24 protein-coding genes are annotated in these 24,514 nt (G+C 52.6%); 7 read left to right on the forward strand and 17 right to left on the reverse strand.

The window, feature by feature from the left end; translation table 11 throughout:
* The first annotated feature begins 108 nt into the window (after window positions 1-108).
* The 4 genes from HMPREF1141_RS01475 to HMPREF1141_RS01490 all read left to right on the forward strand — a co-directional run bounded on the left by HMPREF1141_RS01475 (window position 109) and on the right by HMPREF1141_RS01490 (window position 2,983).
* The gene (locus HMPREF1141_RS01475) at window positions 109-660 is read left to right on the forward strand and encodes a sigma-70 family RNA polymerase sigma factor (RefSeq protein WP_009060271.1); all 552 of its coding nucleotides are present in this window, start codon (window positions 109-111) and stop codon (window positions 658-660) included.
* On the forward strand, window positions 653-1,375 hold the full coding sequence (locus HMPREF1141_RS01480; RefSeq protein WP_009060250.1) for a DUF4367 domain-containing protein: 723 nt from the start codon (window positions 653-655) through the stop codon (window positions 1,373-1,375). Before HMPREF1141_RS01475 ends, HMPREF1141_RS01480 begins: the two co-directional genes overlap by 8 nt.
* Before the next feature lie 93 nt (window positions 1,376-1,468).
* Window positions 1,469-1,900, forward strand: coding sequence for a hypothetical protein (locus HMPREF1141_RS01485; protein ID WP_035316380.1), 432 nt, complete (start codon window positions 1,469-1,471; stop codon window positions 1,898-1,900).
* Between the two features lie 420 nt (window positions 1,901-2,320).
* Window positions 2,321-2,983 (forward strand): hypothetical protein, encoded by a 663-nt coding sequence (locus HMPREF1141_RS01490; RefSeq protein ID WP_009060336.1) that lies wholly within the window; start codon window positions 2,321-2,323, stop codon window positions 2,981-2,983.
* Between the two features lie 126 nt (window positions 2,984-3,109).
* Here HMPREF1141_RS01490 and HMPREF1141_RS01495 read toward each other — a convergent pair whose 3' ends face one another.
* The 14 genes from HMPREF1141_RS01495 to HMPREF1141_RS01560 form a co-directional block, all read right to left on the reverse strand.
* Window positions 3,110-3,964, reverse strand: a complete 855-nt coding sequence (locus HMPREF1141_RS01495) for a pyridoxamine kinase (RefSeq protein ID WP_009060359.1) — start codon at window positions 3,962-3,964, stop codon at window positions 3,110-3,112.
* Window positions 3,965-3,977: 13 nt separating this feature from the next.
* Window positions 3,978-4,643: a UDP-N-acetylglucosamine pyrophosphorylase gene (locus HMPREF1141_RS01500; RefSeq protein WP_009060348.1), complete on the reverse strand. Its 666-nt coding sequence runs from the start codon at window positions 4,641-4,643 to the stop codon at window positions 3,978-3,980.
* A 159-nt stretch (window positions 4,644-4,802) separates the two neighbouring features.
* Window positions 4,803-6,365 carry a dockerin type I repeat-containing protein gene (locus tag HMPREF1141_RS01505; RefSeq protein WP_009060334.1) on the reverse strand — a complete coding sequence of 521 codons (1,563 nt, stop codon included), beginning with the start codon at window positions 6,363-6,365 and terminating at the stop codon, window positions 4,803-4,805.
* Between the two features lie 247 nt (window positions 6,366-6,612).
* Window positions 6,613-7,497, reverse strand: coding sequence for a ribokinase (locus tag HMPREF1141_RS01510; protein WP_009060249.1), 885 nt, complete (start codon window positions 7,495-7,497; stop codon window positions 6,613-6,615).
* A 12-nt stretch (window positions 7,498-7,509) separates the two neighbouring features.
* Entirely contained in the window at window positions 7,510-7,911 is a 402-nt protein-coding gene (gene rbsD, locus HMPREF1141_RS01515; RefSeq protein WP_009060322.1) for a D-ribose pyranase, read from the reverse strand.
* A complete protein-coding gene (locus HMPREF1141_RS01520) occupies window positions 7,908-8,984 on the reverse strand; it encodes an ABC transporter permease (protein ID WP_009060286.1) in 1,077 nt (358 codons plus the stop codon). Before HMPREF1141_RS01520 ends, rbsD begins: the two co-directional genes overlap by 4 nt.
* Before the next feature lie 16 nt (window positions 8,985-9,000).
* Entirely contained in the window at window positions 9,001-10,542 is a 1,542-nt protein-coding gene (locus tag HMPREF1141_RS01525; RefSeq protein ID WP_009060312.1) for a sugar ABC transporter ATP-binding protein, read from the reverse strand.
* 11 nt (window positions 10,543-10,553) lie between these two features.
* A complete protein-coding gene (locus HMPREF1141_RS01530; RefSeq protein WP_009060291.1) occupies window positions 10,554-11,195 on the reverse strand; it encodes a DUF2291 domain-containing protein in 642 nt (213 codons plus the stop codon).
* Window positions 11,196-11,442: 247 nt separating this feature from the next.
* Window positions 11,443-12,465, reverse strand: a complete 1,023-nt coding sequence (locus tag HMPREF1141_RS01535; RefSeq protein ID WP_009060297.1) for a D-ribose ABC transporter substrate-binding protein — start codon at window positions 12,463-12,465, stop codon at window positions 11,443-11,445.
* Between the two features lie 101 nt (window positions 12,466-12,566).
* Window positions 12,567-14,054, reverse strand: coding sequence for a glycerol kinase (locus tag HMPREF1141_RS01540; RefSeq protein WP_009060247.1), 1,488 nt, complete (start codon window positions 14,052-14,054; stop codon window positions 12,567-12,569).
* Window positions 14,055-14,056: 2 nt separating this feature from the next.
* A complete protein-coding gene (locus HMPREF1141_RS01545; RefSeq protein ID WP_009060289.1) occupies window positions 14,057-14,986 on the reverse strand; it encodes a transketolase C-terminal domain-containing protein in 930 nt (309 codons plus the stop codon).
* Window positions 14,967-15,800: a transketolase gene (locus HMPREF1141_RS01550; protein ID WP_009060305.1), complete on the reverse strand. Its 834-nt coding sequence runs from the start codon at window positions 15,798-15,800 to the stop codon at window positions 14,967-14,969. Before HMPREF1141_RS01550 ends, HMPREF1141_RS01545 begins: the two co-directional genes overlap by 20 nt.
* A 2-nt stretch (window positions 15,801-15,802) precedes the next feature.
* Window positions 15,803-17,206: an L-fucose/L-arabinose isomerase family protein gene (locus tag HMPREF1141_RS01555; RefSeq protein ID WP_009060330.1), complete on the reverse strand. Its 1,404-nt coding sequence runs from the start codon at window positions 17,204-17,206 to the stop codon at window positions 15,803-15,805.
* A gap of 18 nt (window positions 17,207-17,224) precedes the next feature.
* Entirely contained in the window at window positions 17,225-18,232 is a 1,008-nt protein-coding gene (locus HMPREF1141_RS01560) for a LacI family DNA-binding transcriptional regulator (RefSeq protein WP_009060326.1), read from the reverse strand.
* Window positions 18,233-18,831: 599 nt separating this feature from the next.
* Between HMPREF1141_RS01560 and HMPREF1141_RS01565 the strand changes: the two genes are divergently transcribed.
* Complete coding sequence (locus HMPREF1141_RS01565) at window positions 18,832-20,394, forward strand: ClC family H(+)/Cl(-) exchange transporter (protein ID WP_009060329.1); 1,563 nt, start codon at window positions 18,832-18,834, stop codon at window positions 20,392-20,394.
* A 98-nt stretch (window positions 20,395-20,492) separates the two neighbouring features.
* Here the strand turns inward: HMPREF1141_RS01565 and HMPREF1141_RS01570 are convergent, their stop codons facing one another.
* The gene (locus HMPREF1141_RS01570; RefSeq protein ID WP_009060340.1) at window positions 20,493-21,032 is read right to left on the reverse strand and encodes a hydrolase; all 540 of its coding nucleotides are present in this window, start codon (window positions 21,030-21,032) and stop codon (window positions 20,493-20,495) included.
* Window positions 21,033-21,316: 284 nt separating this feature from the next.
* On the opposite strand from HMPREF1141_RS01570, the gene HMPREF1141_RS01575 reads away from it, so the two are divergent.
* Window positions 21,317-22,063, forward strand: a complete 747-nt coding sequence (locus tag HMPREF1141_RS01575) for a glucose 1-dehydrogenase (RefSeq protein WP_009060281.1) — start codon at window positions 21,317-21,319, stop codon at window positions 22,061-22,063.
* A 49-nt stretch (window positions 22,064-22,112) separates the two neighbouring features.
* On the opposite strand, the gene HMPREF1141_RS01580 is transcribed toward HMPREF1141_RS01575, so the two are convergent.
* A complete protein-coding gene (locus HMPREF1141_RS01580; RefSeq protein ID WP_009060314.1) occupies window positions 22,113-22,562 on the reverse strand; it encodes a phage holin family protein in 450 nt (149 codons plus the stop codon).
* Window positions 22,563-22,848: 286 nt separating this feature from the next.
* Window positions 22,849-24,048, reverse strand: a complete 1,200-nt coding sequence (gene alr, locus HMPREF1141_RS01585) for an alanine racemase (protein WP_035316391.1) — start codon at window positions 24,046-24,048, stop codon at window positions 22,849-22,851.
* Window positions 24,049-24,308: 260 nt separating this feature from the next.
* Here alr and HMPREF1141_RS17445 point away from each other — a divergent pair, with 260 nt between their 5' ends.
* Complete coding sequence (locus HMPREF1141_RS17445; RefSeq protein WP_009060251.1) at window positions 24,309-24,449, forward strand: hypothetical protein; 141 nt, start codon at window positions 24,309-24,311, stop codon at window positions 24,447-24,449.
* Window positions 24,450-24,514 lie beyond the last annotated feature (65 nt).

A 24,514-nucleotide genomic window follows, 5' to 3' on the forward strand; every position in this document is an offset into this window, starting at 1 on the left:
CAATATATTCACTTGAAAATTGTAAAAACCACAAAGACAACAGTTGGTTTTCTTTCTATATATAGTATATAATGAAAGCAGCAGAGAGAGGCAGAGGGGTGATGATATATGCTGTTTTTTGGCATGGTAATTCAAAATGAGGAAGACCGAAGTACAATAGAGAATTTATACCATAACTACCATCGGCTGATGATGTACATAGCCAGAGAAATTTTAAAAGATCAGGAAAAAGCGGAAGACGCAGTTTCTCAAACTTTTATCAAGATTATTGACAACCTGCAAAAATTTTCTTTCGAAGATTGTAACAAAACAAAGGGCTTAATCGGTATATTAGTGAGGAATATTTGTTACGACATGCTCAGGTCAGAAAATCGATGGGGCCTGGTTTCCCTGGATGAAGCCGATTTACGCGGCAATTTGGAGGATTTTCCTTACGAAAAGCTTGCGTCAGAAGAAGGCTACCAGACAATTTTGAGTGGAATTTCCGAGTTAAGTGAAAAATCGAGCAGCGTTTTAAAGCTGAAATATATTTACGATTACTCTGACCGTGAAATAGCGGAATTGCTGAATATCTCGCAGGAGAATGTACGGGTGCGACTACACCGGGCCAAAACCGCCCTTTTACAAAAACTGACAGAAGGGGGAGCAAACCATGAATAAGCAGGAAATGAAAGATCAGATTTTTGAAGTTATGCTCCAAACGGCGGTGAAGGAAAATTTCGAAAAAGAATTACACGAACTTCCAACAGCAAAAGAGCTGACGGATGATTATGAATTATCTGAATCTACCCGAAAAGAAATCGAAAAATGGATCAAAACCGCCAATCACAAATCCACACGCCTGCGGATGCAAAAAGCAGCGAAAAGGGCAGCGGTGATCGCAGCGATCATCATCCCGGTTTCTATGGTTAGTCTTCTGAGCGTAGAGGCTTCCCGGAATTTGATCTTCAACGCTGTGATGAATTGGGCCTCTGACCATGTCGCTATTCAATATCAGGATGGACAATCCTCTTCCAGCGAGATGTCCTCACCGGATGATTCTGAAATAAGACCACACTATCTTCCGGAAGGATTTGTAAAAACGGAGACAACCCAAACAGATTCAAGTTTTACTATACAATACCGAAACGATCAAGGCGAACTCATTCTTTTTCGAAAAAGCCCCATATCAAAACAAGGACCCTTTGCGGTGGATACGGAGCACACCACTCACAAAGAAATTGAAATACAAGGAGAAAAAGCCAGTCTTTTTATTGCAAATGAGCCGGATGGAATGTCTTACTTGGTGTGGAAAAATCATTCTTACAGCTTCCAACTAAGCTCTGAAATTTCTCCGGAGCAACTCGTAAAAATGGCAGAAAGCGTGACAAAATAAAAAATTTAAAATTTTTGGGAAATTTTTGTAACAAAATGGGGGGTTCAATCGTTATATCAATGTAAGGAAATTCAAAAATAAAGGAGAATGGTTATGTATAAAAAAATCCTCGCTTTTTTATTGACATTTTCGGCGATCTTTACCATGAATGTTCCAGCCTTCGCAATGGAAACAGAAAGATTAGACGTGCCAAAGGCAAATTCCGGATATCAGGTTATGTGGACTAATACGGACATCGTCACAGTCTCTTTGAATTTTTCCGGAAACAGGGCATCATGTACAGCAGAAATTTATGCTAAATCCGGAACAAACAAAATTTCAGCTACTCTTTTACTGATGCAGGTAACCAGCAATGGAACTAAAACAGTAAAGTCATGGACAAAGAGCGTTTCCGGTAGTTCATTGTATTTTGATGAAGCGTATTACGTTACGAGCGGAAATACATATATACTGGAAGTCGACGCAAGTGTCTATCGAAACGGCACGGTAGAATATGTCTCTCTTTCCGACAGAGATTCTTGCTGATCATTCCCCAATAACTTCCTATTTGAAAAAACATCCCTGTGTAATTTAAAATTTAAAAAATTTTGATACTGATAACCCCTCAAACTTCTCATAACAAAAAGACAATTTCAACGAATTCGCTTTTTTCATGATGTAACATTCCTCCATTTTCTTAGTATCCCATCCGCAATTAATGCGGATGGGATACTAAACCCTCAAGAATAAAACATCTTTATTGTTTTATTCTCCTGCCTTATCGGTTTTATTCTGGAAATCAATTCATTCCGACAATATCAAACGGAATGTAACCATAGCGATAATTAATGACTAACAGTTTTTTCCTTAAAAAACCATATATTTTATTGACAGTTATTGTTTTATGTGATATATTTGCTTTAAAATTAAAACAATAAATAAAATATTGGAGGAGGAGAGATTGCCGTGCATTTACCAATCGACGAAAAACAGAAACGTCTCTCTCCCTCCGAAATCGGAATTCTTATTTTTACAGTTGTACTGCTGATGTTCAGCGGCTGTGCCTTTCCGTCTTCCTCCGCAAAAATCCAGTCGGAAATACAGTTGTCTACGGCGCTCTCCAATTCCTTTACACGAGGCTGGTTCGATAAATGCAATGCCCTGCAAAATGTTGCAAAAATGGCGACTGAGCAGGATTCTGGAAAATCTGCCGACTACCTGCTGGGCTACCTGCAGGGTAGCAGTCCCTCCCGCGTCGGTTATTTTCTCCGAAATATTTATTTCAGTCAGTCTGAGCTGAAAGACCAGCTGATTCCAACGGATGTCAAGCAATCCCTGGACTCCTTTACCGCCGCAGAATCCGATTATTTGGAGCAGCTCGGAAACAGGCTGCAGACAGATGGCCAAGTTCCCCAAGAGGAAGCATTTCAAAGAAATACCCAGGAGTTAGCTGAGCTGATTCCGTATATTAATATTTGTGCGGGCGACCTGAAAGAAAAACAAGAGGTCAAGCTTTTCCAGAATAACCTGGAAAAAGCGGTACAACTGATGAAAGCCGCTTTCCCGCAATCCAATCCCGCAGAGGCCTTCGCACCATCCGATAATATCATCATCCTCCCGGCCTCTTGATTCATTTTTATATTGCTTTCCACGTAGGTTCTATCCTAGTCTATTTATCCCGAAAAGAGAAGCGCCCCCTGTGCAATGCACAGGGGCGCTTCTCTTTTTCTGATCAAACGGGGAATGGCCCGATCTTTATTTTACGAGACCCAGGTTTTTCAGGAGTGCGGGAATCTCCATCTCGAAATTCACGCCGAAGCGGATGTCTGTTCCCGCCGCTTTGGTTCTGCGGATCGCCCCGCAGGTGAAATCGACTGCCAGCTGCATGGACTTCTGCAAACCGAGCCCATTGAGGAGACCGGCCAGCAGCGCACTGCCGTATACGTCGCCGGTGCCGTGGTAAGAGCCCCCAATCCGCTCCGAAAACGCATAACTGATCTCACCCGTGGTGCTGTCGTACCCAGCGGAGCCAAGCTGACTTTCATCGAACCAAACGCCGGTCAGAACCACTTTCTTGGGGCCGAGCGCCGCCAGCGCCTTCAGCAGTTCTTCGATTTCCTGCTTCTCATACGGGCCCTCCTGATACTCCCTCTCCAGCAGGAACGCCGCCTCGGTCAGGTTAGGCACAATCAGATCCGCGCTTTTGCACAGGCGCGCCATTCCCTTGGCCATTTCGGGCGTGTAAATGGAGTACAGCTTCCCGTTGTCCGCCATGACAGGGTCCACCATAATCAGGTTATCTTCTGTTCTGAATTGGCGGAAAATATCCTCTACAATATCAATCTGCTCAAACGAGCCCAAAAAACCGCTGTACAACGCATCGAACTGCAGGCCAAGACTCTTCCAGTGCGCCGCGAACGGCGGAAGATCCTCCGTCAGGTCCCGATACGTAAAGCCGGTAAATCCGCCCGTATGGGTGGAAAGCACCGCTGTAGGCATCACGCTGGTTTCAATCCCAGCCGCCGAAATAATCGGCAGCGCCACGGTGAGGGAACATTTTCCGAACCCCGAAATATCGTGGATCGCCGCTACTCTTTTTTGCCGTTCCATCCCTAAAACACCTCTATTTTCTTTCTGCAATTTCGCCGGCACATTTGTAAATGCTGTTCGGCGGTATCACTCCGCGCACCATCGAAAGCGGATACACTGTACTGCCGGACCCCACAACCGTACCGGGATTCAGAACCGAATTGCATCCAACCTCTACCGAATCGCCCAGAACGGCACCGAACTTTTTCAGCCCCGTTTCCAGTATTCCGTCTTTGCTGCGAACTGTTACCAAGGTTTTGTCGGACTTCACATTGGACGTAATGGAACCGGCCCCCATATGGGAACGATAGCCCAAAATCGAATCACCCACATAATTGTAATGCGGAACCTGCACCTTGTCGAACAGAATGACATTTTTCAACTCCGTGGAATTCCCCACCACACAATCCGCGCCCACCAGAGCGCTTCCCCGGATGAACGCACAGTGGCGCACCTCGGCGCCCGGCCCGATGATCGCAGGCCCCGCGATGTAAGCCGTAGGGGCTACCTTGGCGCTGCGCGCAACCCAAACGTCTTCCCCGCGCTGTTCGTATTCTTCCACTGAAAGCGCCGCGCCCAGCTCGCGGATCCACCCGCTGATCTGGGGAAACGCCTGCCAGGGATACCGACAGTCCCGCAGAAACGGAGCCGCCAGCGTATGCGTCAGATCAAATAAATCCCTTGTCTCAATACTTGACATATTGCTGATCTCCTAAAAATTGGTATCGTTTTGTTTCCTCTTACCATTATTCAGCTTATCACCAAAAAACGGCGACTTCATCCCCTGACGAAGTTAAGGGATGAAGTTAACACGATTTTAAACTGTATTATTTTATTTTTATCTGAAAAAGAGCAAATGTCAAGGGGATTTATTCAATTCTTTTTTCAGGATCAGCAGGTCTGCCGTTGTCAGCTGCCCGTCGCCGTCCAGGTCCGCAGCGGAAAACGACGCCTCGTCCAGTTCCGCCGTACCATTCAGCACACGGTACAGCAGCTTGCTGTCGGTCTGCGTCAGGCGCCCCGTGCCGCTCAGGTCACCGGGCACGATCGCGGTAAGGCCGTCCGTCACTTCTCCGCTTCCGTTTTTGGCGAGCAGCACCGCTCCCGTCATCACATAGCCGCTCACAAGCGGCACGCCGTTGGGCTTCTGCGCCTCCAGCGTTCCATTCTGTACCCGCAGCATGTTTTTGAGCGCCGCATATGTAGTATTTGCAGGTAAATAGATTTTTTGCGCATCGCGGTCAATTCGAACCGCTTCACTGAGACTGAAAATCTCTGTAGTCTGGTCAGAGTTCGAGGATGACTGAGAAGATTCTTCAGAAGACGAGGACTCCCCTGTCTGCGAAGAGCTTTCCTCGCTGCTATCTTCCTGCGAAGAATCATCGGGCTCCTCCAGCAGGTCGTCCGTCACCGGAACAAAATACCAGCCATCCTCACCCCGTACCACTGCGGCTGCGCGATCCCCGTCCGCGGCCAAAGAAATCAGCTCTCTGCCGAACCCATAGGTGCCGATGCGTTCGCCGTTTTCAAACGCGTCGGCGCGGGAATCTCCTGTTTTGACCAGAACGCAGCCGGAAGAAAGCGCGGCGGCACAGTTAAGGTCTCCCCCTGTTTCCGCCGAGCGGCTGAACAGACGCGTGTCGGGCAGCACGTCGTACAGATCACCGGACTCATCAATCAAAATTTCAGCGCTTAAAAAGCGGAAGCCGCCCCGCGGAATTTCACTGGCAAAGAGCGATGGCTCCCCGAGCTGCGTCTCCTCCCGAATGGAGTCGGGCAGAACCTTCACACCCAGCTTGCTTTCATCAGAATATAATGTATAAAGCACATCGTCTGGCGATACCGCCAGGGAGGAAAACTCCCCGCGCGACGAAGAGATCTGATTCAGCAGCCAACCCGAAAAATCGAACAGCAGAATTGTTTCCTCCATTGGGGTATGGAGCGCGTAATACCGCCCCGCGGAGTCCACATCGAAATCATTGCGTTCCTCTACATAAATCTGAGGAAGATCGATAAAGAGCTTTGTATCCAGCCGATCACGCCGAACCGTATAGGTATAAACACCCACGCCAAACTCATCCTTGCTGGTACCCCGATAGGGACAAACCAGTGAAAGATTTCCCTCACGATACAAGGGGTAGGCCATGTGAGCTGAAACGGTGGCCTGATCGATCACCTGTCCGTTTTCATCCAGCAGAAGGACAAATGATCGATTCTCCTCGGTTCCGCAGAGCAGAAAATGATTCTCCCCGGCAGACAGCAGCTCCACCCCTTCCGGATCCGAGAAGCCGGAGGGGAACGTCAGAGACACCGCCGCGGCAGAAGCCCTCGCAAAAATAGAGTGCGTACCAATCGCCGTAAGCAGCAGGACGGCAGCTAACGTCAACACGACCAGAACGGAGCTTTTTCGACCAAATTTCATCTTTTCCCCCTCCTTTTTCATTATTATAGTAGAGTAGAGAAAAAATTTTCCATTTATGTGAAAAATGTCCATGTAGTAATTTTTCATAAAAATAATAAATCTATTCGTTGATTTTCCCTAATCAAAGGCGGAGAAAAATCCCTGTTTTCACCCTTGCATCACAGATTCACATCAAAAAGGAACGGCCCATCGCATCCAGTATGCTTTGGGCCGTTCAGGAGGAATATGAGAATCACAAAAAAGAGTGTCAAAACGCGTAACTTTCTACTTCTCGCAGCAAGGGGATCGACGGTGCGGCCCCGTGCCGGGTAACTGCAATAGAAGAAGCCTTCGAAGCCAGCTCCAGCGACTGCGGCACGCTCAGGCCGCGGGTCATCCCGGCCAGGAAGTAACCGGTAAAGGTATCGCCCGCCGCGGTGGTATCCACCACCGGCACGGGGTAAATCCCGTGCGAAAAGCGTTCGCTTTGATGTTGATAAACCACGCCCTGACTGCCCAGCGTCAGCACGACCGCCAGCTCGGGATATTGATGTGCCAGAACCTCCAGAATCGAGTCAGGCTTCCGCTGCGCGCTGATCTGCCAGCCCTCGATTTCATTGACCAGCAGGATGGACACCTTAGAGAGGTCACACTCGCTGATCACCTCATCATACGGGGAGGGATTCAGAACGATCCGCATGCCGCGTGCGTGGGCATTCTCAATCAGGCGTGGGATTCCATTGATCTCGTTCTGCAGCAGAAGAAGGTCTCCCTCGCCGAATGCGGCAAGCACCTCGTCGGCAAAGTCCTGCGGAATACTGCGGTTGGCTCCGCCGAACAGCAGGATATTGTTCTGGCCCCCCTTATCCACCTGAATCACCGTGTGGCCGCTTTTGCCCGGCACCTGACGAATATATTCGGTATTCACACCGTTTTCGCGGCACATCGTAAGAAGCTGCCCGCCTTCCTCGCCTACCTGCCCGGCATGCCACACCTCGGCTCCCGCGCGGGCCAGCGCCACCGACTGATTCAGGCCCTTGCCGCCGATGAAGGTTTCCATCCGCCATGCGGCGGAGGTTTCTCCCGGCAGCAGGATATGGTCGACCGAATACACATAATCGTAATTCAGAGAACCGAAATTGAGTATCTTCATAGAAAGGCTCCTTTAATCGGGGAACGCCACGCCCGCCTGTAAAATCAGATTGGAATACGGCGTGAACTCGCCGGTGCGCACGGCAAACTTGATGTTCTCCGTCTGGCGCTTCAGCTCGTCGTGCGGAATCGTCTGTTCGGGAATCCCCAAAAGCTTGCCGCGAACATAAGCCACCATGGCGGGGTTCTTCTCCTCCGCCTCTGCGGCAAAGGTATAGCCCTCCACTACCGTTTCATTCAGCACGGCGTCCACTACCTGCTGAAAGGTGGGGATTCCGCCGCACAGCACCAGGTCAACAACCGGAATCCCTTTCGGGACCGGCATCCCCGCGTCGCCGATCAAAAAACGCTCCTTATGCCCCAGCCCGGCGATATATCCCGCCAGTTGGGCGTTCAAAATACCCGTTTTTTTCATGCCAAATTCCCTCCCGGATTGGAAGCCGCCGTTTCTTTTTCCTCGCCCCTCGCCTGAAGCGCCATTTTTGCCTGCAGGTTCCGCTGGAACTGGTCAATGACGACCGCGAATACGATCACAAGGCCCTTAATGACCATCTGCCAGAACTCCGAAACGCCGCACATGACCATGCCGTCATTGATGACACCGATGACGAACGCGCCCACGATGGTGCCGCCGATACCGCCGATGCCGCCCGCCATGGAGGTTCCGCCCAGAACCGCCGCCGCAATGGCGTTCATTTCCCACGATTCACCGGAGGCGGGGTGTGCGGCCACCAGCTGCGCGGAATTAATGATACCGACGATTGCCGCGCATACGCCGGACAAAATGTAAACCATGATTTTGACTTGATTGACCTTGATGCCCGAAAGCTTCGCGGCCTTTTCATTGCCTCCAATCGCAAACACATGCCAGCCGAAGGGCGTGAATTTCAATAGGATCGCGGTGATGACTGCGATGATCACCAGAATGATCGCGCCAACCGGAATGCCCATAATATTGCTGCCGAAGAAATCATAGCCCGTGTTGCCAAGCGCCGGCTTGCCGACGATGTTGGAATAGGTAGCGCCGTTCGAATGCAGCATTGCAAGGCCGCGCGCCACATACATCATGCCCAGAGTGGCGATAAACGGCGCGACATTGAACCGGGTGATCACAATGCCGTTCAACCAGCCGACCAAAGCGCCCACCACAATGGTGATCAGCACGATGAGCGGCACATCAAAATACAGTGTGACGCCGAACATCGGCAGCGTAAGGCCTTTGTTGATCAGGCCGCCCGCCACCATGCCGGCCAGGCCGACCACCGCGCCAACCGAAAGATCGATGCCGCCTGTGATGATGACGTAGGTCATACCGATCGCCAGAATCCCGTACAGGGCCACATGCTTCGCAATCAGAAGCATCGTATTCTGCGAAAAGAAGTTGGGCGCCGCAAAGCTGAAGAAAATCAGCAGAACAATCAGCACGATGAAGGTTCGGCCCTTCAGGAGCGTCATCGCGAGCCCATGATTGGATTGATTCTTTTTCATACCAGCATTCTCCCCTTTATGTTCCCGATGCCTGCAAATGATGCCCCTGATAGGACGCCATCACAAGATTATCTTCCGTAATTTCATCCCCGGCCAGCTCCGCTGTCTTCTTTCCGTTCGAAAGCACGATAATGCGGTCGGCGATCGCCAGAATTTCTTTCAGCTCAGAAGAAATCACGAGGATGGTCAGGCCCTGCTCCGCGTACTGATTGATGATATCGAATACCTCGGCCTTCGCGCCGACATCGATTCCGCGGCTGGGTTCATCCATCAGCAGTATTTTGGGGTCTGTCAGAATTCCCTTGCCGATGACCACCTTTTGCTGGTTGCCGCCCGAAAGCGACAAAATGGGCAGGCGCTTATCCGCAACCTTAATATGAATGTCCTTGATCTGCCGTTCCACCTGTTCGTCTTCTGTCTTTTTATCCAGAAAAATTCCTTTGGTACAGGCTTTGAGGCTGGAGAGGGAAATGTTCTTCGCAATATTCAGGGTCTGCACCAAACCCTCGCGCTGACGATCCTCCGGCACAAGCGCAAAGCCCCGGTGAATCTGCCCAGCCACGCTATCGACCTTGATTTCTTCCCCGTTCAGCAGTACCTGGCCGGTATGCTCGGGGTGCAGACCCATGATACACTCAAACAGCTCCGTGCGCCCCGCGCCGAGCAGCCCGTAGATACCGAGGATTTCTCCTTTTTTCACCTGAAAGCCGACGTGGTCGAGCAAATACCCGCCCCCGCTTTTCGGCAGGGTGATGTCGCGAACCTCCAGCACAGTGGGGACCTCACTCCAATCCACGTTCCGCTCCCGGTGGGCGTAGCCCTTTTCCTCGCCGACCATCCGCTTGACGATCCACGGCACAGTGATGTTTGCAACCTCTTCGTCCGCAACGTACTTCCCGTCGCGTAAAATGGTAACGTGGTCGCCGATCTGCAAAATTTCTTCGAGACGATGCGATATGTACACGATCGAAATGCCTGCGGCGGTCAGCTCGCGCATGATCTTGAACAGAATCTGCACCTCCTGCGCCGAAAGCGACGAGGTGGGTTCATCCATAATCAGGATTTTCAGGTCATCCTGAATCAGATTGCGGGCAATTTCAATAATCTGCTGCTGCCCCACGCGCAGGTTGCCCACCAGCGTTTCCGGCGGAATGGGGTGCTCCAGGCGCTGCAGCACCTTTTCGGTCAGCTCCGCGTGCTGGGCGTTGTCGAGCCGGATATGATGCTTTGTTTTTTCGCGCGACATAAAGATATTTTGATAAATATTCAGATTCGGGAACAGGCTCAGCTCCTGATGAATGATTCCGATTCCGTGTGCGCGGGCCTCGGTGGTATCCCGGAAGGAAACCTCCTGATCATCCATGTACAGCTTGCCGGAGCTGGGCCGCTCAATTCCCGCGATGATCTTCATCAGCGTGGATTTTCCTGCTCCGTTTTCTCCGATCAGCACGTTCACCTTGCCCCTGAGTACTTGAAACGACACATCGTCCAGCGCCTTGGTGCCGGGGTAAATCTTACAGATGTGCTCCGCCCTAAGGCAGACCTCTTGATTATCCATGCTGTTACCCCCTATTTCACTGTCATCTGCACTGGGGTGATGAGCAGCTTGTCGTTGCCGTCTACGGTAAAGCACCCGATGAATTCCACGGTTTTTCCGGTAAGCGAGGAAACGTTCAGCGGATCGAGCACCTGCTTTTGGATCACCGTGTGGATGCTCTGGGACACGTTGGCCCACTGCACCTGATTCTTGTAATCCTCATACTTGATAAAGTTCAAAGAATCGCGCACGGCAGAACCCTTGAACACCGAGCCGATCTGCAGCTGGATGGTTTCGGGGCCATCATAGCCCTGAAGCTTGACATCCATTACGCCGGCCTTCTTTGTCTGGTCTACCTTTACCACCTCGGCAGTTCCCTTTACCACATAGTTCAGCTCGCCGGAGGTTCCCATGGAGTATTTCCCGTATTTGTCCGCCAGGGTTTTGAGATCTCCCTTGGATTCCGTCAGGAACGCATTCAGGTCCACCGCTTTTTCCGTCAGCTCCGGTACCGCTTTCGACTGCCAGATGCTTTCCACGTCACTGTCCGCGTTAAAGGCGACTTCCCCCGTCAGCTTGCCCTCTTCCCCGATTTTCACCACTTTTACGCAGCCTGTCAGGGAGGATGCTGCAAACGCCAAAACCAAAAGCAGTGCGGCTAATCGTTTTTTCAACTTGCACTCCCCATTTCTGAAATATCGCTGAAAGCCCTTTACAGGCTTTTGTTTTCCAAGTTACATGCCCTTTTAAAATCAGTGAGGATAAGGGAGAGCGTGCTCTTTTACCCTTCTCCTTATCCTCACCCATCAAATCTTGCGCTTTCTGCTCAATTGATCTTTTATGGCAGATTCCGTTAAAAATCTTCTCTTTGGAGTTTTGGCGCCCCGCCAAAGCCGCCGGTTCTAAAGTGTGCTTGGCGGTTCAGCCGGAATATACGAAGTTCTTCAGTTTGTCTACGTTGTCTTTGGTGATGGCGATGCAGTCTACGAGCTGCTTCTCATCCTTGCCGGTGCTGCCGGTTTTCAGGTACTGGTCTGCCTGCTCTGCGCCCATTTCGGCGATCAGGGCCGCCTGCTGCAGCGCTGTGCCGACCATGTTGCCCGATTTGATCTGCTCCGCCGCTTCGTCAGATCCGTCAACGCCGACAATCGCAATATCCTTCAAACCAGCCGCTTTAATGGCCGCAGCCGCGCCAACCGCCATGGTGTCGTTGCCGCAGACGATGCCTTTGATGTTGGGGTTGGACTGCAGAATGGTTTCCACCTTCTGGTAGGCTTCGGTCTGCTCCCAGTTCGCGGTCTGCTGTGCAACCATCTTCATGTCGGGATACTGGTCGATGATCTCGTGGAATGCGCTGGAACGCACGCCCGCGTTGGTATCGGACTCTTTGCCGAGCAGCTCGGCATATTCGCCCTTCTCACCCATGGCCTCAACAAATTTTTCTGCGATGGCCTTGGCGCCCTGGTAGTTGTTCGCTACGATCTGAGAGATCGCCACGCCGGATTCATTGATTTCGCGGTCAATCAGGAAGGTGGGAATATTGTTGTCGCGGGCTTTCTTGACTGCCGCAACGGTCGCGTCGGCGCCGGCGTTATCGCAGATGATCGCGGCTGCCTTATCGGCAATGGCGTTGTCGAACAGTTCGGCCTGCTTGGTTGCATCATCATCGTGAGAAACAACCTTTACCTCATAGCCAAGCTCTTTTGCTTTGGCGGAAGCGGACTCCGCCTCTGTCTTAAAGAAAGGATTCGAGTGCGAGGGAGTAATGATGTACATGATTTTTGATCCGCCGCCGGTAAGCGGCTTTGCTGCCTCAGCTGCAGAAGAAGCCGGTGTGCTGGACGCTGGCGCCGCGGAGCTTGCGTTGTTTCCGCCGCAGCCTGCCATACTCGCTGCCATTGCGATGGCCAAAAGACCTGCTGTCAGTTTCCTTGTGTGCTTCATTTTGTTTCCTCCCAGTTTTTGTAATATATTCGGGGCTTGCCGTGCTCTTTTCCGGCCTGCCCCAACAGAGACCACAGGACCCCAAATTTCCCGTTGGTCTTCTATCCGTGATTCAGTGCCGTCTGTACGGCATGCTTCCAGCCCCGGTACAGCTCTTCGCTCTGCCCGGCCGGCATTCTGCGCTCATAAGCCGTGCGTTCCATACAGGAGAAAATCGCCGCCTGGTCATAAATACCCGCCGAAATTCCGGCGGCATAGGCCGCGCCCATCCCCGAAAGCTCCTGCCACTGGGGCACACAGACGGGGATACCCAAGATATCGCTCTGGCGCTGCATCAAATAGCCACTCTCCGTCGGCCCGCCGTCTACCCGCAGCTCGCGGATCGCAAGGCCCGACTCCTCGCGCATCAGGTTCACGATATCCGCCACCTGATAGGCGATACAGTCCACCCCGGCCCTGACCATCTCGGCCCGGCCAGTCAGGCGGGTGATGCCCGTAAACAGCCCTGTTGCGGCGCTGTCCCAATACGGCGCGCCCAGCCCTGTGAACGCGGGGACAAAATAGGTTTGATCGAGTGGATTCGCGGCAGCGGCCAGCTCATGAGCCTGCTGCACCGTCTGCACCAGCTGCAAATCGTTTTTCAGCCAGCTGATGACCGAACCCGTGTAATTAATGTTTCCTTCCAGCACATACTGCACCTTGCCGTGCATACACCACGCAAGCGAGGTGACAAGCCCGTTTTGACTCACGATGAGATCGTCGCCCGTGTTCAGCATTACGGAAGATCCCGTGCCATAGGTCGCCTTGACCAGTCCCGGCTCCCGGCAGTCCTGCCCGAACAGTGCGCCGTGTGAATCGCCCAGCACCGCAAGAATGGGAAGGGAATGATCGAAAAAGCCCTCGAAATCTGTATCCCCGTACCATTCGTCAGAACCCCGAATCTGCGCCATGCAGTCCAGCGGAATGCCGAACAGCATACAGAGCTCCGGGTCCCACGAAAGGGCGCGAATGTTGAACAGCTGCGTGCGCGACGCATTGGAATAATCGGTAGCATAGGTTTTTCCGCCGGTCAGGCGGTACAAAAGCCAGCTGTCCACCGTGCCGCAGCAGATGCCCCCGGCTCTGGCGCGCTCCTCCACGCCGTCTACATTCCGGAGCACCCAGGCGATCTTCGCCGCCGAAAAGTACGGCGAAAGCGGAAGGCCAGTGCTCTCGCGAACCCGCTCCGCATAACCCGCTGCGCGGATTTCCTCGCAAATTGGCTCACCACGCGCACACTGCCATACGATGGCATTGTAAACCGGCTTTCCGGATTCACGATCCCAGACCACGGCAGTTTCACGCTGATTGCTGATGCCGACAGCCGCGACCTGATTTTTATCGATTCCCGCCCGCTCTACCACATCGTGTACAACGGCGATGGTATTGCGGTAAATTTCCTCCGGGTCATGTTCTACCCAGCCTTTATCATCGATCCGCTGCGCGTGGGAGCGGTCACACCGGGCGGTCAGTTTCCCTTCGGCGTCGAACAGCATCCCCTTGGTGCCCTGAGTGCTTTGGTCTATCGCAAGCAAATAGGTTTGCCGCATCGTCAGATCAACTCCATCGCAGCCCTCGCAATGCCCTCGGCATTCAGGCCGTAATAATCAAATACCTGCTGGGATTTTCCGGTGATCACCGGTTCATCCGGCAGTGTGAGACTCTTTACCCGTACAGGGTGCTCTGCGCAGACAATCTGGCTGACCATAGAGCCTAGCCCGCCGAACGCGGTATGCTCCTCGATCGTCACAATTCCCCGCGTCTCCCTTGCAGCCTTTAAAACCGCCTCCCGGTCGATGGGTTTGAGACAGTACATGTCGAGCACACGGGCCGAAACACCCTTCTGCTCCAACAGCTCTCCCGCCTGCTTTGCGGCAGAAACCATCTCGCCGCACGCGATGATCGTCACATCCGTGCCGTCGCGCAGCAGCGTCGCTTTATTTAATGTAAAGGGAACTTTCCCCTCCTCGTAAACATCCTCCACGGCGTTGCGGCCCACCCGGATATACGCGGGCTCTCCGTCCTTGAGCAGGGCCCGAATCAAACACTCTGTCTGCAGGCGGTCGCTCGGAAGATACACCCGCATATTCACAATCGAGGCCATCGCCGCGATGTCGTTGGTGGAATGATGCGTCAGACCCAGCGCACCGTAGCTGACACCGCCGGAAATGCCGATTAGCTTCACGTTCGCGTGGTTATACGCCACATCGACCTTGGCCTGCTCCATGCTGCGGGTAGAGAGGAAGCACGCGGGGGAAACGACAAACGATTTTTTGCCGCATTTGGCCAGCCCCGCGCTGATCGTGACAAGATTCTGCTCGGCAATGCCGGTTTCTACAAACTGCTTTGGCCGCTGCTCGGCAAAGGGAGTCATGGAGCCGGAGCCGCGCGAATCGCTGCACAGCACAACAATATCCTGATCGTGCTCCGATTCCTGCAGGAGCACGTCGCAGATCGCCTGCTTATTCGCAATCTTGTTCATGTGCCGCCCTCCTTTGCTCCAGCTCGCGCATCGCGAGTTCATAATGCTCGTCGTCCACAGATTTGTGATGCCAGGACGCCTGGTTTTCCATAAACGATACACCGCAGCCCTTTGTGGTGTTCGCAATAATCATCGTCGGCCTGCCTTTGATCTGCTTTGCCTCCTGCAAGGCGAAATCCAGCGCTTTGGTACTGTTTCCATCCACTGAAAGCACGTGCCAGCCAAATGCGCGCCAGCGCTCCTCCTGGCTGTCCTGCGCCATCACCGTCTCTGTCGAGCCGGAGATTTGCAGGCGGTTGCGGTCGATTACGGCGGTGAGGTTGTCAAGCTTGTAGTGGGCCGCCGCCATAGCGCCTTCCCACACGGAGCCCTCGGCCAGCTCGCCGTCGCCCATCACGGTGTACACGCGGTACGGTGCGCCGTCCATTTTGCCGGCCAGCGCCATGCCGATGCTATACGACAGGCCATGCCCCAAAGAGCCGGAGCCGATCTCGACGCCGTTGACCTTATCGCTGGGGTGACCGATATATTTCGAAAGATAGCCAGAATAGCTATCCAGATCCGACTTTGGGAAATAACCCTTATCCGCCAGGATGCAGTACAGCGCCTCCACACAGTGGCCCTTGCTTAAAATAAAGCGGTCGCGATTCGGGTCGTTCTGGTTTTCGGGCGAGCAGTTCATGTGCTTGTAGTACAGCGTAACCAGAATATCGGTTACGCTCATATCGCCGCCGATGTGGCCGCTGCCCGCCTTGTGGATCAGAGTCACCACGTCTTGTCTGATCTGCCATGTCTTTTCCTGCAAATTCACCATTTTTATTCCCCCCTGAGATAAGCGCGCACCTGCTCCTCAATCGGATCATAAAAATCGGGTGTTACATGGATGTATTTGCAGGCCTCGTACAGAACCGGCACCACATTTTTGTGGATGCCCACACAGTGGTGGATATACGGGCCGCAGACGATTTTATCTTCCAGGCGCTTGATGTTTTCCACTTCGATCCAAAGGTAGGTTCCCATGCAGTTCGGGCCGTCGACGCCCTTGGCGTTGCCCAGCAGCATGGAGTATTCGCCGTTGTCGCCGTCAAACCGGCATAGGGTCAGCTCGCCGTGCTTTGCTTCGGCGGTCAGGCTCCCCGGATGCTTGAACGCCAATGGGTAGCCCAGAACCGGCTTTTGCTGCGCGACCGAAACCGGCCACGGGCCGCAGTGCTGCAGCAGCTCGCCGTTTTCAATGTCGGGGTGGCGCACCGTCCAGTCCGCAAAGAACGAACGGGTTTCGCCCATCCCGGCGGCTTCCACCAAAAGGGCGGTGATCGCGCCGTGAATATCCGTTTCGCACACCACCGGGATCCCCTCATCGTTCATCAGCGCGTTCGCCGCGCAGGGCATGATCCCGATTTCCTGCTGCAGAGCATTCCAACACTGAATTGCCACCGCGTTGCAGCCGTATTTTTTCACCAGATGCTTCATCGCAACCTTCAGAGCCGCCACGTTCTCCAGCGCCTCCTCCGCGATGCGGACATCCATGTTTTCGCGTATGTAGCCGAGCACCTGCTCGACCTCATCGGGAGTGTGCTCCTTGGCCAGCCGCATTTCCTGCGTCAGCTCGGGCATCGGGATGGGCGAAAGCTGAATGTTGAAGCGCTCGAGCAGCTCGCCCTCGTTGCACATGGTGGTCCAAAAATCGAACGGGCGGGTAGAAATCTGCAGAATACGGGTATGCCGGAACGTTTTGACCACATTGCACACCGCCATAAAATCACGCAGACCGCGCTCGAACACGGGGTCACTCAATCGACAGTTTGTCATGTAGGTAAAGGGAACCTGAAAGCGCCGCAGCACCTTGCCGGTGGCGAACAGGCCGCACTGGGTGTCGCGCAGACGCACGCCGTTCGGTTCGGGGCGCTCGTCGAGCGGGCCCCACAGCAGCACCGGAACATTCAGCTCTTTGGCAAGCCTTGCGCACACATATTCGGTGCCGAAATTACAGTGCGGCAAAAACAATCCGTCGATCTTCTCGGCTTTGAATTTTTCGGCAATCTTTTGCATATCGGCGTCGTCGAACAGCAGGCCCTCGTCGTTGATGTCTGTGATATCCACAAAATCCACGCCCAGCTCATGCAGCCGGTCGGCCGTCAGATTCCGGTATTTGAGCGCGTCCGGCGCACTGAAAATGCTTCTTCTGGTAGGCGCATACCCCAGCTTGATTTTCTCCATCGAAAAGCCCTCCCTTAGTTATGTTGCATTCAGGTCGCGAACGCTTTCACGTTCCACAAATTCGGTGCAGACCTGTATTTTCGTTTTGACCTTGCTCTCCTGCCGGATATGGTCGTTCAGCCGCCGAACGGCGATTTCGCCCATCTCCTGCTTGAACACGTGGATGGTACTCAGGCGAGGGCTGGAAATCTCGCAGTACGGGATGTTGTCAAACCCGATGATCGAAACATCCTCCGGCACGCGGTAGCCTTTTTCCTGCAGCGCGCGCATGGCGCCAAGGGCGATCACGTCGTTATCGGCAAAAAAGGCCGTGGGCAGATCCCTTGCCCATTCCAGGTGGGCAACCATATCGCGGTAAGCGGACTCCGTTGTGGTGCCCAGGGTAATGATGTGCTGCGGCTCTATGGAAAAATTCGCTTTTCCCAGCGCACGTTTATAGCCAATGCTGCGGTACGAAAACGCCTTGATGCGGAAGCGCCCACGCAGATAGCCGATCTTTTTATGCCCCTTTTCGATCAGGTATTCCACTGCATGGCAGGCGGAATCGGTGTTGCTGATCAAAACACTGTCGAACGTGATGGTATCGCTCCAGCCGTCGAGCAGAATCAGGTGGCATTTCGGATTGCGGAACAACTGAAAATCCTGCTCCGTCATCTCGGTACCGAGGAGGATCACCGCCGCGCTGGTATCCTCCAAAATGCTATGTACCTGCTCCGCGCAGTCGGGGCTGCTGCTGTCGATATTGCAGAACACGGTTTCAAACTGCAGATTTTTCGCCTGACGTTCCACTCCCTCGATCACAGCCGGGAAAAACGGGCTGTCGTTGATAATCAGACCGTTCTTTTTATAAATGACAAATTTGATTTTGGATATTCTGGGCTTTACAGAGTACCCGATCTCTTCCGCAACCTGCAAAACACGTTCCACCGTCTGCTTGTTGACCCCTCTTTTATGGTTCAATGCATTCGAAACGGTTGCCGGAGAAAAGCCGGTCATTTCGCTGATCAATTTAATGGTTCCCTTCAACGGAATCCCTCATTTCCTTCCTGTTGCTCACCATTATACACATCATTTAAAAATTTACAATCGAAATTTTAGTCATTTTCATATTTTCAAATAAATTTATATAGTTATAACGAATAAAAATTTAGTATATTATTTAAATCGACCATGGATTGTCTAAAAATAAACGATATTTTACATTTTTACATGCATATTTATATAAAAATTTATATAAATATTTATAGAATTCTTCAAAATCGAGCTGAAAATATTCTGTAAATTATCTATTTTGAGGTGGAGATTTTATGGAAAATCACTTGTTTTCTGAGCAGGTCCTCAGAAAATCAAATTGTGTGTTTTATATAAAAACCACCGCAAATATTTTGTAATTTTTTCACTACGGACATGCCATTCAATTTGAAGGCACACAGACAAAGTGTTATAATAACCTCAGCCGCAGACCGAAGCAAAGCTTCGGTCTGCGGCTGAGAAAATATGGAACTATCAGCTTAGTGGCTCTGCCGCTTGAGCTGTTTTTCTGTGATTTCATTTTAAGATTAATGATAGAATCCGAAATGCGGCCCCACAGGGCCGCGTTTTCCTGAACGGGAGCTGTATTTCACGTGGAAAAAGCAAAAACCAGAATTTATCGCATCCTCTCTGGAATGAACCAGCTCAAATGGAGCCTGACTTTGAAAGGAATTGGGGTTGGGGTGCTGGCGGGTTTACTCTCTATATTTTACCGAATGGGCATTGAGCATGGAGTAGATACCTCCATTCAAATTTATGCTTACCTGAAAACACACCCCCTGCTTTTGCTGCCGTGGCTGGCTTTGATCGCGGGAGTCGGTTTTCTTCTGAATTGGATGATAAAGCACGAGCCGATGGCTTCCGGCAGCGGCATCCCGCAGGTGAAGGGCGTCGTGCTGTTCGGCCTGAAAATGAAGTGGAAGTCGATTCTGGCCGTGCGGTTTGCCGGCGGTATTCTATGTTCCTTTTTCGGCCTGTCTCTGGGACGGGAAGGTCCGTCGATCCAGATCGGCGCGGCGGCAGGGCAGGCTGCGGCGGAGCGCTGCGGCCGTCATGGCACGCTGGAGGACGATTACCTGATCACCGGCGGCGCAGCGGCGGGACTTTCCGCAGCATTCAGCGCGCCTCTTTCTGGAATGGTGTTCGCACTCGAGGAAATCCACCGCAGTTTTTCCCCGCTCATTTTGATTTCGGCGACCGCCGCTTCTCTTACAGCAGACTTTCTGTCTAAAAACTTTTTCGGGCTGAGGCCTGTTCTTGATTTTACCGATGTGCCCGTACTGCCCATCCCCTATTACGGGTGGCTGCTGCCGCTGGGCATCGTTTCGGGCCTGATCGGCTCGCTTCTGAACCGTACGCTGCTCGACTTTCAAAAATTGTACACCAAGCTCCCCGCACCGGTGCGTCCGTGCGCAGCACTGCTGATTGCGCTGCCCTGTGGGCTGTTTCTGCCTCTGACGCTGGGCGGCGGGCGCGATCTGATCCGCCTTTCCGAAAGCACACAGCTCGGCCTTGGTATGCTTTTTATTTACCTGATTGTAAAGCTGCTGTTTACCGGCGCCAGCTTTGGCAGCGGTGTACCGGGTGGTATCTTCTTCCCCATCCTCACCGTAGGTGCGCTCTCTGGCAGTATCGTAGGGTACGCCGCTTCCGGAATGGGCCTGCCGCCGCAGTATATTTCAGATTTTGCCGTATGTGCTATGGCCGGCGCGCTTGCAGCCTCTGTAAAAGCACCCGTTACCAGCATTCTGCTCACGGCAGAGATGTCCGGCTCGCTGGTTCATTTACTGCCGGTGGCGGCCTGCGCATTTGTTGCACTCCTTGTTTCAGACATGCTGAAAATCGAGCCGATCTACGATTCCCTGCTGGATCGCTACCTGGAAAAGAGCGGGAATTCCTCCCCTCATCCCGAGCAGGGCGGCCTAATTGAGTTCCCGGTGGAATACGGCAGTACCGCCGCAAATCACACGGTAAAAGAGGTCAAATGGCCGCAGGGCCTTTTGATTGTGGGCCTGCGGCGCGGAACCAAGGAACTGATTCCCAACGGTAAAACGCGGATTCTGCCCGGAGATTATCTGGTCATTCTTTCTTCGGAAACCCAAGAGAGGAATATCCGTGAGCAGGTGCGCTGTCTGTGCCGAACTGCGCAGGACTAACCCCCTTAAAATCGGATAAAAAAAGCCACCGGAGTGCCCGGTGGCTTTTTTATCTGGAGCCGCGGAATGTACTCCGCGGCGCTTTTGTATTCTATTTTTTATTTTACAATCTGCGCAAAGGGCTTAAACAGGTCGCCTTTCGCGGCGCGCATCATTTCAAACAGGGCCATTTCGGTGCTGGTAATCACCGCACCCATTTCACGCATGCGCTCAAGAGCAATATTGCGATTCCACTCGGTGCGCGACGATACCGCATCCGACGCAACATGCACCTCATACGGCTGCTTGAGCAGATCGCGCACTGTCTGGTATACACAAACATGCGCTTCAATCCCGGCAACCAGAAGCTGGCGGCGGCCCGCATCGCGCAGCTGCTGCTGGAACTCCTCACTGTCGCAGGCACTGAAGAAAACCTTCTCAATCGCAGGCTGGTCGCCCAGCAGCTCGCGCAGGGCCGGAGCCGTTGGCCCAAGGCCCTTCGGGTATTGCTCCAGAATCAGAATCGGCATCTCAAACAGTTTGGCCGCCTGAATCAGCTTTGCGCAATTCTCCAGAACCATATCGGGCTCAAACATGCTCTGTGCAAGCTTTCCCTGCATATCAATCAGCAGCAGTGCCGCATTTTCTTTTACCAACATAACGCATTCCTCCCAGAGCTTTTTGATTTCATTTTAGCCGATTCGCCGGAGTAATGCAACCCGCCAGCTCTTTTTGCAGGCAAGCCAGCCGCAAAGGGCGACTGGAGAATCGATGCCGTATTCTTCCATTTGAACAATCATCTCTCATTATTTTCGTATATTTATATAAATTTAAAAAATGTATATCGTTAAATATATACTTTTTGTGGTAAAGCTGTTATAGTATAGACAATCACTTGATTGATTTATCAAGCTACCATTTTATAATATTAGGAGGATGCCATATGAAATTAAAGGACAAGATTTGCATTGTTACCGGCGCGAGCGCTGGTATGGGACGTGCCATCGCCAGACTGTTCGCGAACGAAGGCGCCACCGTAATTGCCGTGGCCCGCAGAAAAAACCGATTGGATGAACTGGCCGCCGAAAATTCCAACATTCATCCTCTGGCAGCAGATATGATGGAAAAGGATCAGGTCATCGCCATGGTAAAAGATACGATCAAAACCTATGGCAGACTCGATATTCTGGTCAACAACGCGGGAATCATGGACGATTTTACCATGCTCGCCGATGTATCTGACGAACTGTGGGACAAGGTAATGCGCGTCAACGTAACCGCACCGATGGTTGCGATGCGCGAGGCGCTGCCCACGATGGTCGAGCAGGGCGGCGGCGTGATTTTGAATATTTCGTCGATCGGCGGTCTGCAGGGATGTAGGGCCGGCACGGCGTACACGGCCTCCAAGCACGCGCTCAACGGCATGACAAAGAACGTCGCGTTCCAGTATGCGCCGAAAAAAATCCGCTGTAACGCGATTTGCCCCGGCGGCGTGGATACCGAGATTCTGAGCGATTTCTCTCATGTGCATAAAGAAGGCATGGAACGCTCGATGGCCGGCACCGGCGCGAATTACCGCAGCGGCAGCCCCGAAGAGATTGCCAACGCCGCACTGTTTTTAGCCAGTGATGACTCCAGCCTGATCAACGGCGCCCTTCTGGTAGCCGATGCAGGCTTTACCGCTTATTGAGCTCACACACAAAAGCAAAGGGCAGGCCAATTATGGCCTGCCCTTTGCTTTATTTTTGTTCCCCGCCGGATGGCAGGTTTTCTGCCTGCGTCTTCAGATAAGAAATCATCTTTTCCAGAAACGGCGGAAGCTGCACACCGGTTTGCGCAATGTTCTCCAAAATGGAAAGCAGCTCGTTGCAGATCAGCCATACGGCGACCAGCGACGCTGCGGCATAGCCGAACGGCAGCGTGATTCCCGTCTGCTCGGCGGCATACGCCGCCAATATGTCGATGACAGCGCCAACGGCAACCAGCAGCCACATGCACACCTTCTTAATGATTCCGCGAATCCCCCGATAGGAACTGACCGTTTCTTTCCGACAAATAGAGGCCGCAATGCCTGTGGCATAATCGATCACGTTCGTCACTACCAGCAGATAAACCGGCACGGCCAAAACTCCCATCCAGGCGGAAAGCACGGTAAAGCCCGAAATGGCCGCCGCCTTAATTTTTTCCATATTCTTCTCCCTTCTTCCATTCATTTTTCCACACAGTGCTTGCATTGTGTGGAAACGCCTCTACCCACCCAAAAAAATCGCCGGAACTTTCCCCCTGAAAGGAAAGCTCCGGCGATTTGCCCAATCGTTCAAAATAGAGTCATCCACTTTAAAACAACGAGCGATTTCTTCCCCCGCCTGTGGCGGGGGAAGAAATCGCTGTACTTACAGCAGCTATGGAAATAGACTTGCCGATACAAAAATCCCCTTGTCAAAGCCCTGCTTTGACAAGGGGTGGTTTTAAAATTCAGCCTTCTTCCTCCGGGCAGATGTAGTTCAGCTGGCCTACCGGCTTGCCTTCGCGCAGGAACACACGCGGCACACGCTTGCCAACCAGGCAGACCATCTCATAATGAATCGTACCGTCCAGCCGGGCAATTTCATCCACGCTGACCTCATTTTCGCCGTCACGGCCCCAGATCGTCACCGTCATCCCCGTGCGAACATCGGGAATATCGGTCACATCCAGAATCACCTGATCCATGCAGACGCGTCCTACCACGCGGGCGCGTTTCCCGCAGACAAGCATGTCGGCCCTGTCGTGCAGGCGGCGGGGATATCCGTCGGCATAGCCGATCGGCACCGTGGCCAGGGTCGTACGCCGTTCGGTCACAAATTCCCGCCCGTAGCTCACGCTCGTGCCCGGCTCCACCGTTTTCAGCTGAGAAATCACCGTTTTCAGCTCCATCGCGGGGCGCAGGTCCAGATCGCGCCGCATCTGATCCGACGGCATCAGACCGTACAAAATCACGCCGGGGCGCACCATGTCGAGGTCCAGCTGCGGGTAATCGACCACCGCGCCGCTGTTCGAACAATGGCGCAGCTCAAAGGTAATCCCGCGCTGTTTCAGCTCCCTGACGGCACCGTCAAAGCAGTCATACTGAAGCATGGTGAAATCTTCCCCGGCACCGCCGTCATCCGCAACGGAAAAATGCGTAAAAATTCCTTCCGGAATCAGGCCCGGCTCCTTGCAGACGGCTTCGATTTCGGAAAGCGACCCGCTGTCCCTCTCCGGGTTTTGATACAAAAAGCCGATGCGGCTCATCCCGCTGTCGAGCTTAATGTGAATCCGCACCCGAACACCGGCCGCCACGGCGCAATCCGAAAGCTCTTTGCCGTATTCCGCGGAAAAGACCGACTGCGAAATCGACAGCTCCCGCAGGCGCTCCGCCATCTGAGGCGGCGTATAGCCCAAAATCAAAATCGGGCGCAGAATCCCGGCCCGCCGCAGCTGAACCGCTTCCTCCAAATTGGATACCGCAAACCAGTCCGCCCCTTTTTTCTGAAACTCACGCGACACAAACGACGCACCATGGCCGTAAGCGTCTGCCTTCACGACACAGCAAATCTTCGTTCTGGGGTCAACCGCAGCACGGATCACATCGTAATTGTGATCCAGAGCATCCAGGTCAACCTCCGCCCAGGTACGTTTTAAAAAATGATTCATGAAACACCGGTTCCTTATTTTAAATTCAAAATCGGGCTCAAAGCCCGTGCTTCTATTTGTACGGATATGGCTTCTATTATAGTACCGCTGTGTGAAATAATCAACCGCCGCAGGCAAGATAAAAATACGCAAAAAACGAACAAATTTTTTTTGAAACCGGAAAATCATTCGTCATTCTTTTGGAATTTTTTCAGAATTCAGGGCATATACTGGTAGAACACTTTTTAAAAAATAAGATAAGGGATTGGGGAGGCGATGACATGGAACAGACCATGCAGCTGAATCGCCCTGAAAATCTGGATGATGACCTGTACCGTTGTCTGTACAGCGAACTAACTGCCGGTGTTGACCTGGATGATCTGATTTTCAATGGCGAAGAATGGTACGAAAGCGAGCGCTAAAGGATATGAAAACCGAAAAACAGAAAGGCTGTCGCAGAGCTCCAAAGGAGCAGTCGCGACAGCCT

The sequence above is a fragment of the Clostridium sp. MSTE9 genome (assembly GCF_000277625.1).
Classification (GTDB): Bacteria; Bacillota; Clostridia; order Oscillospirales; family Acutalibacteraceae; genus Faecalispora; species Faecalispora jeddahensis.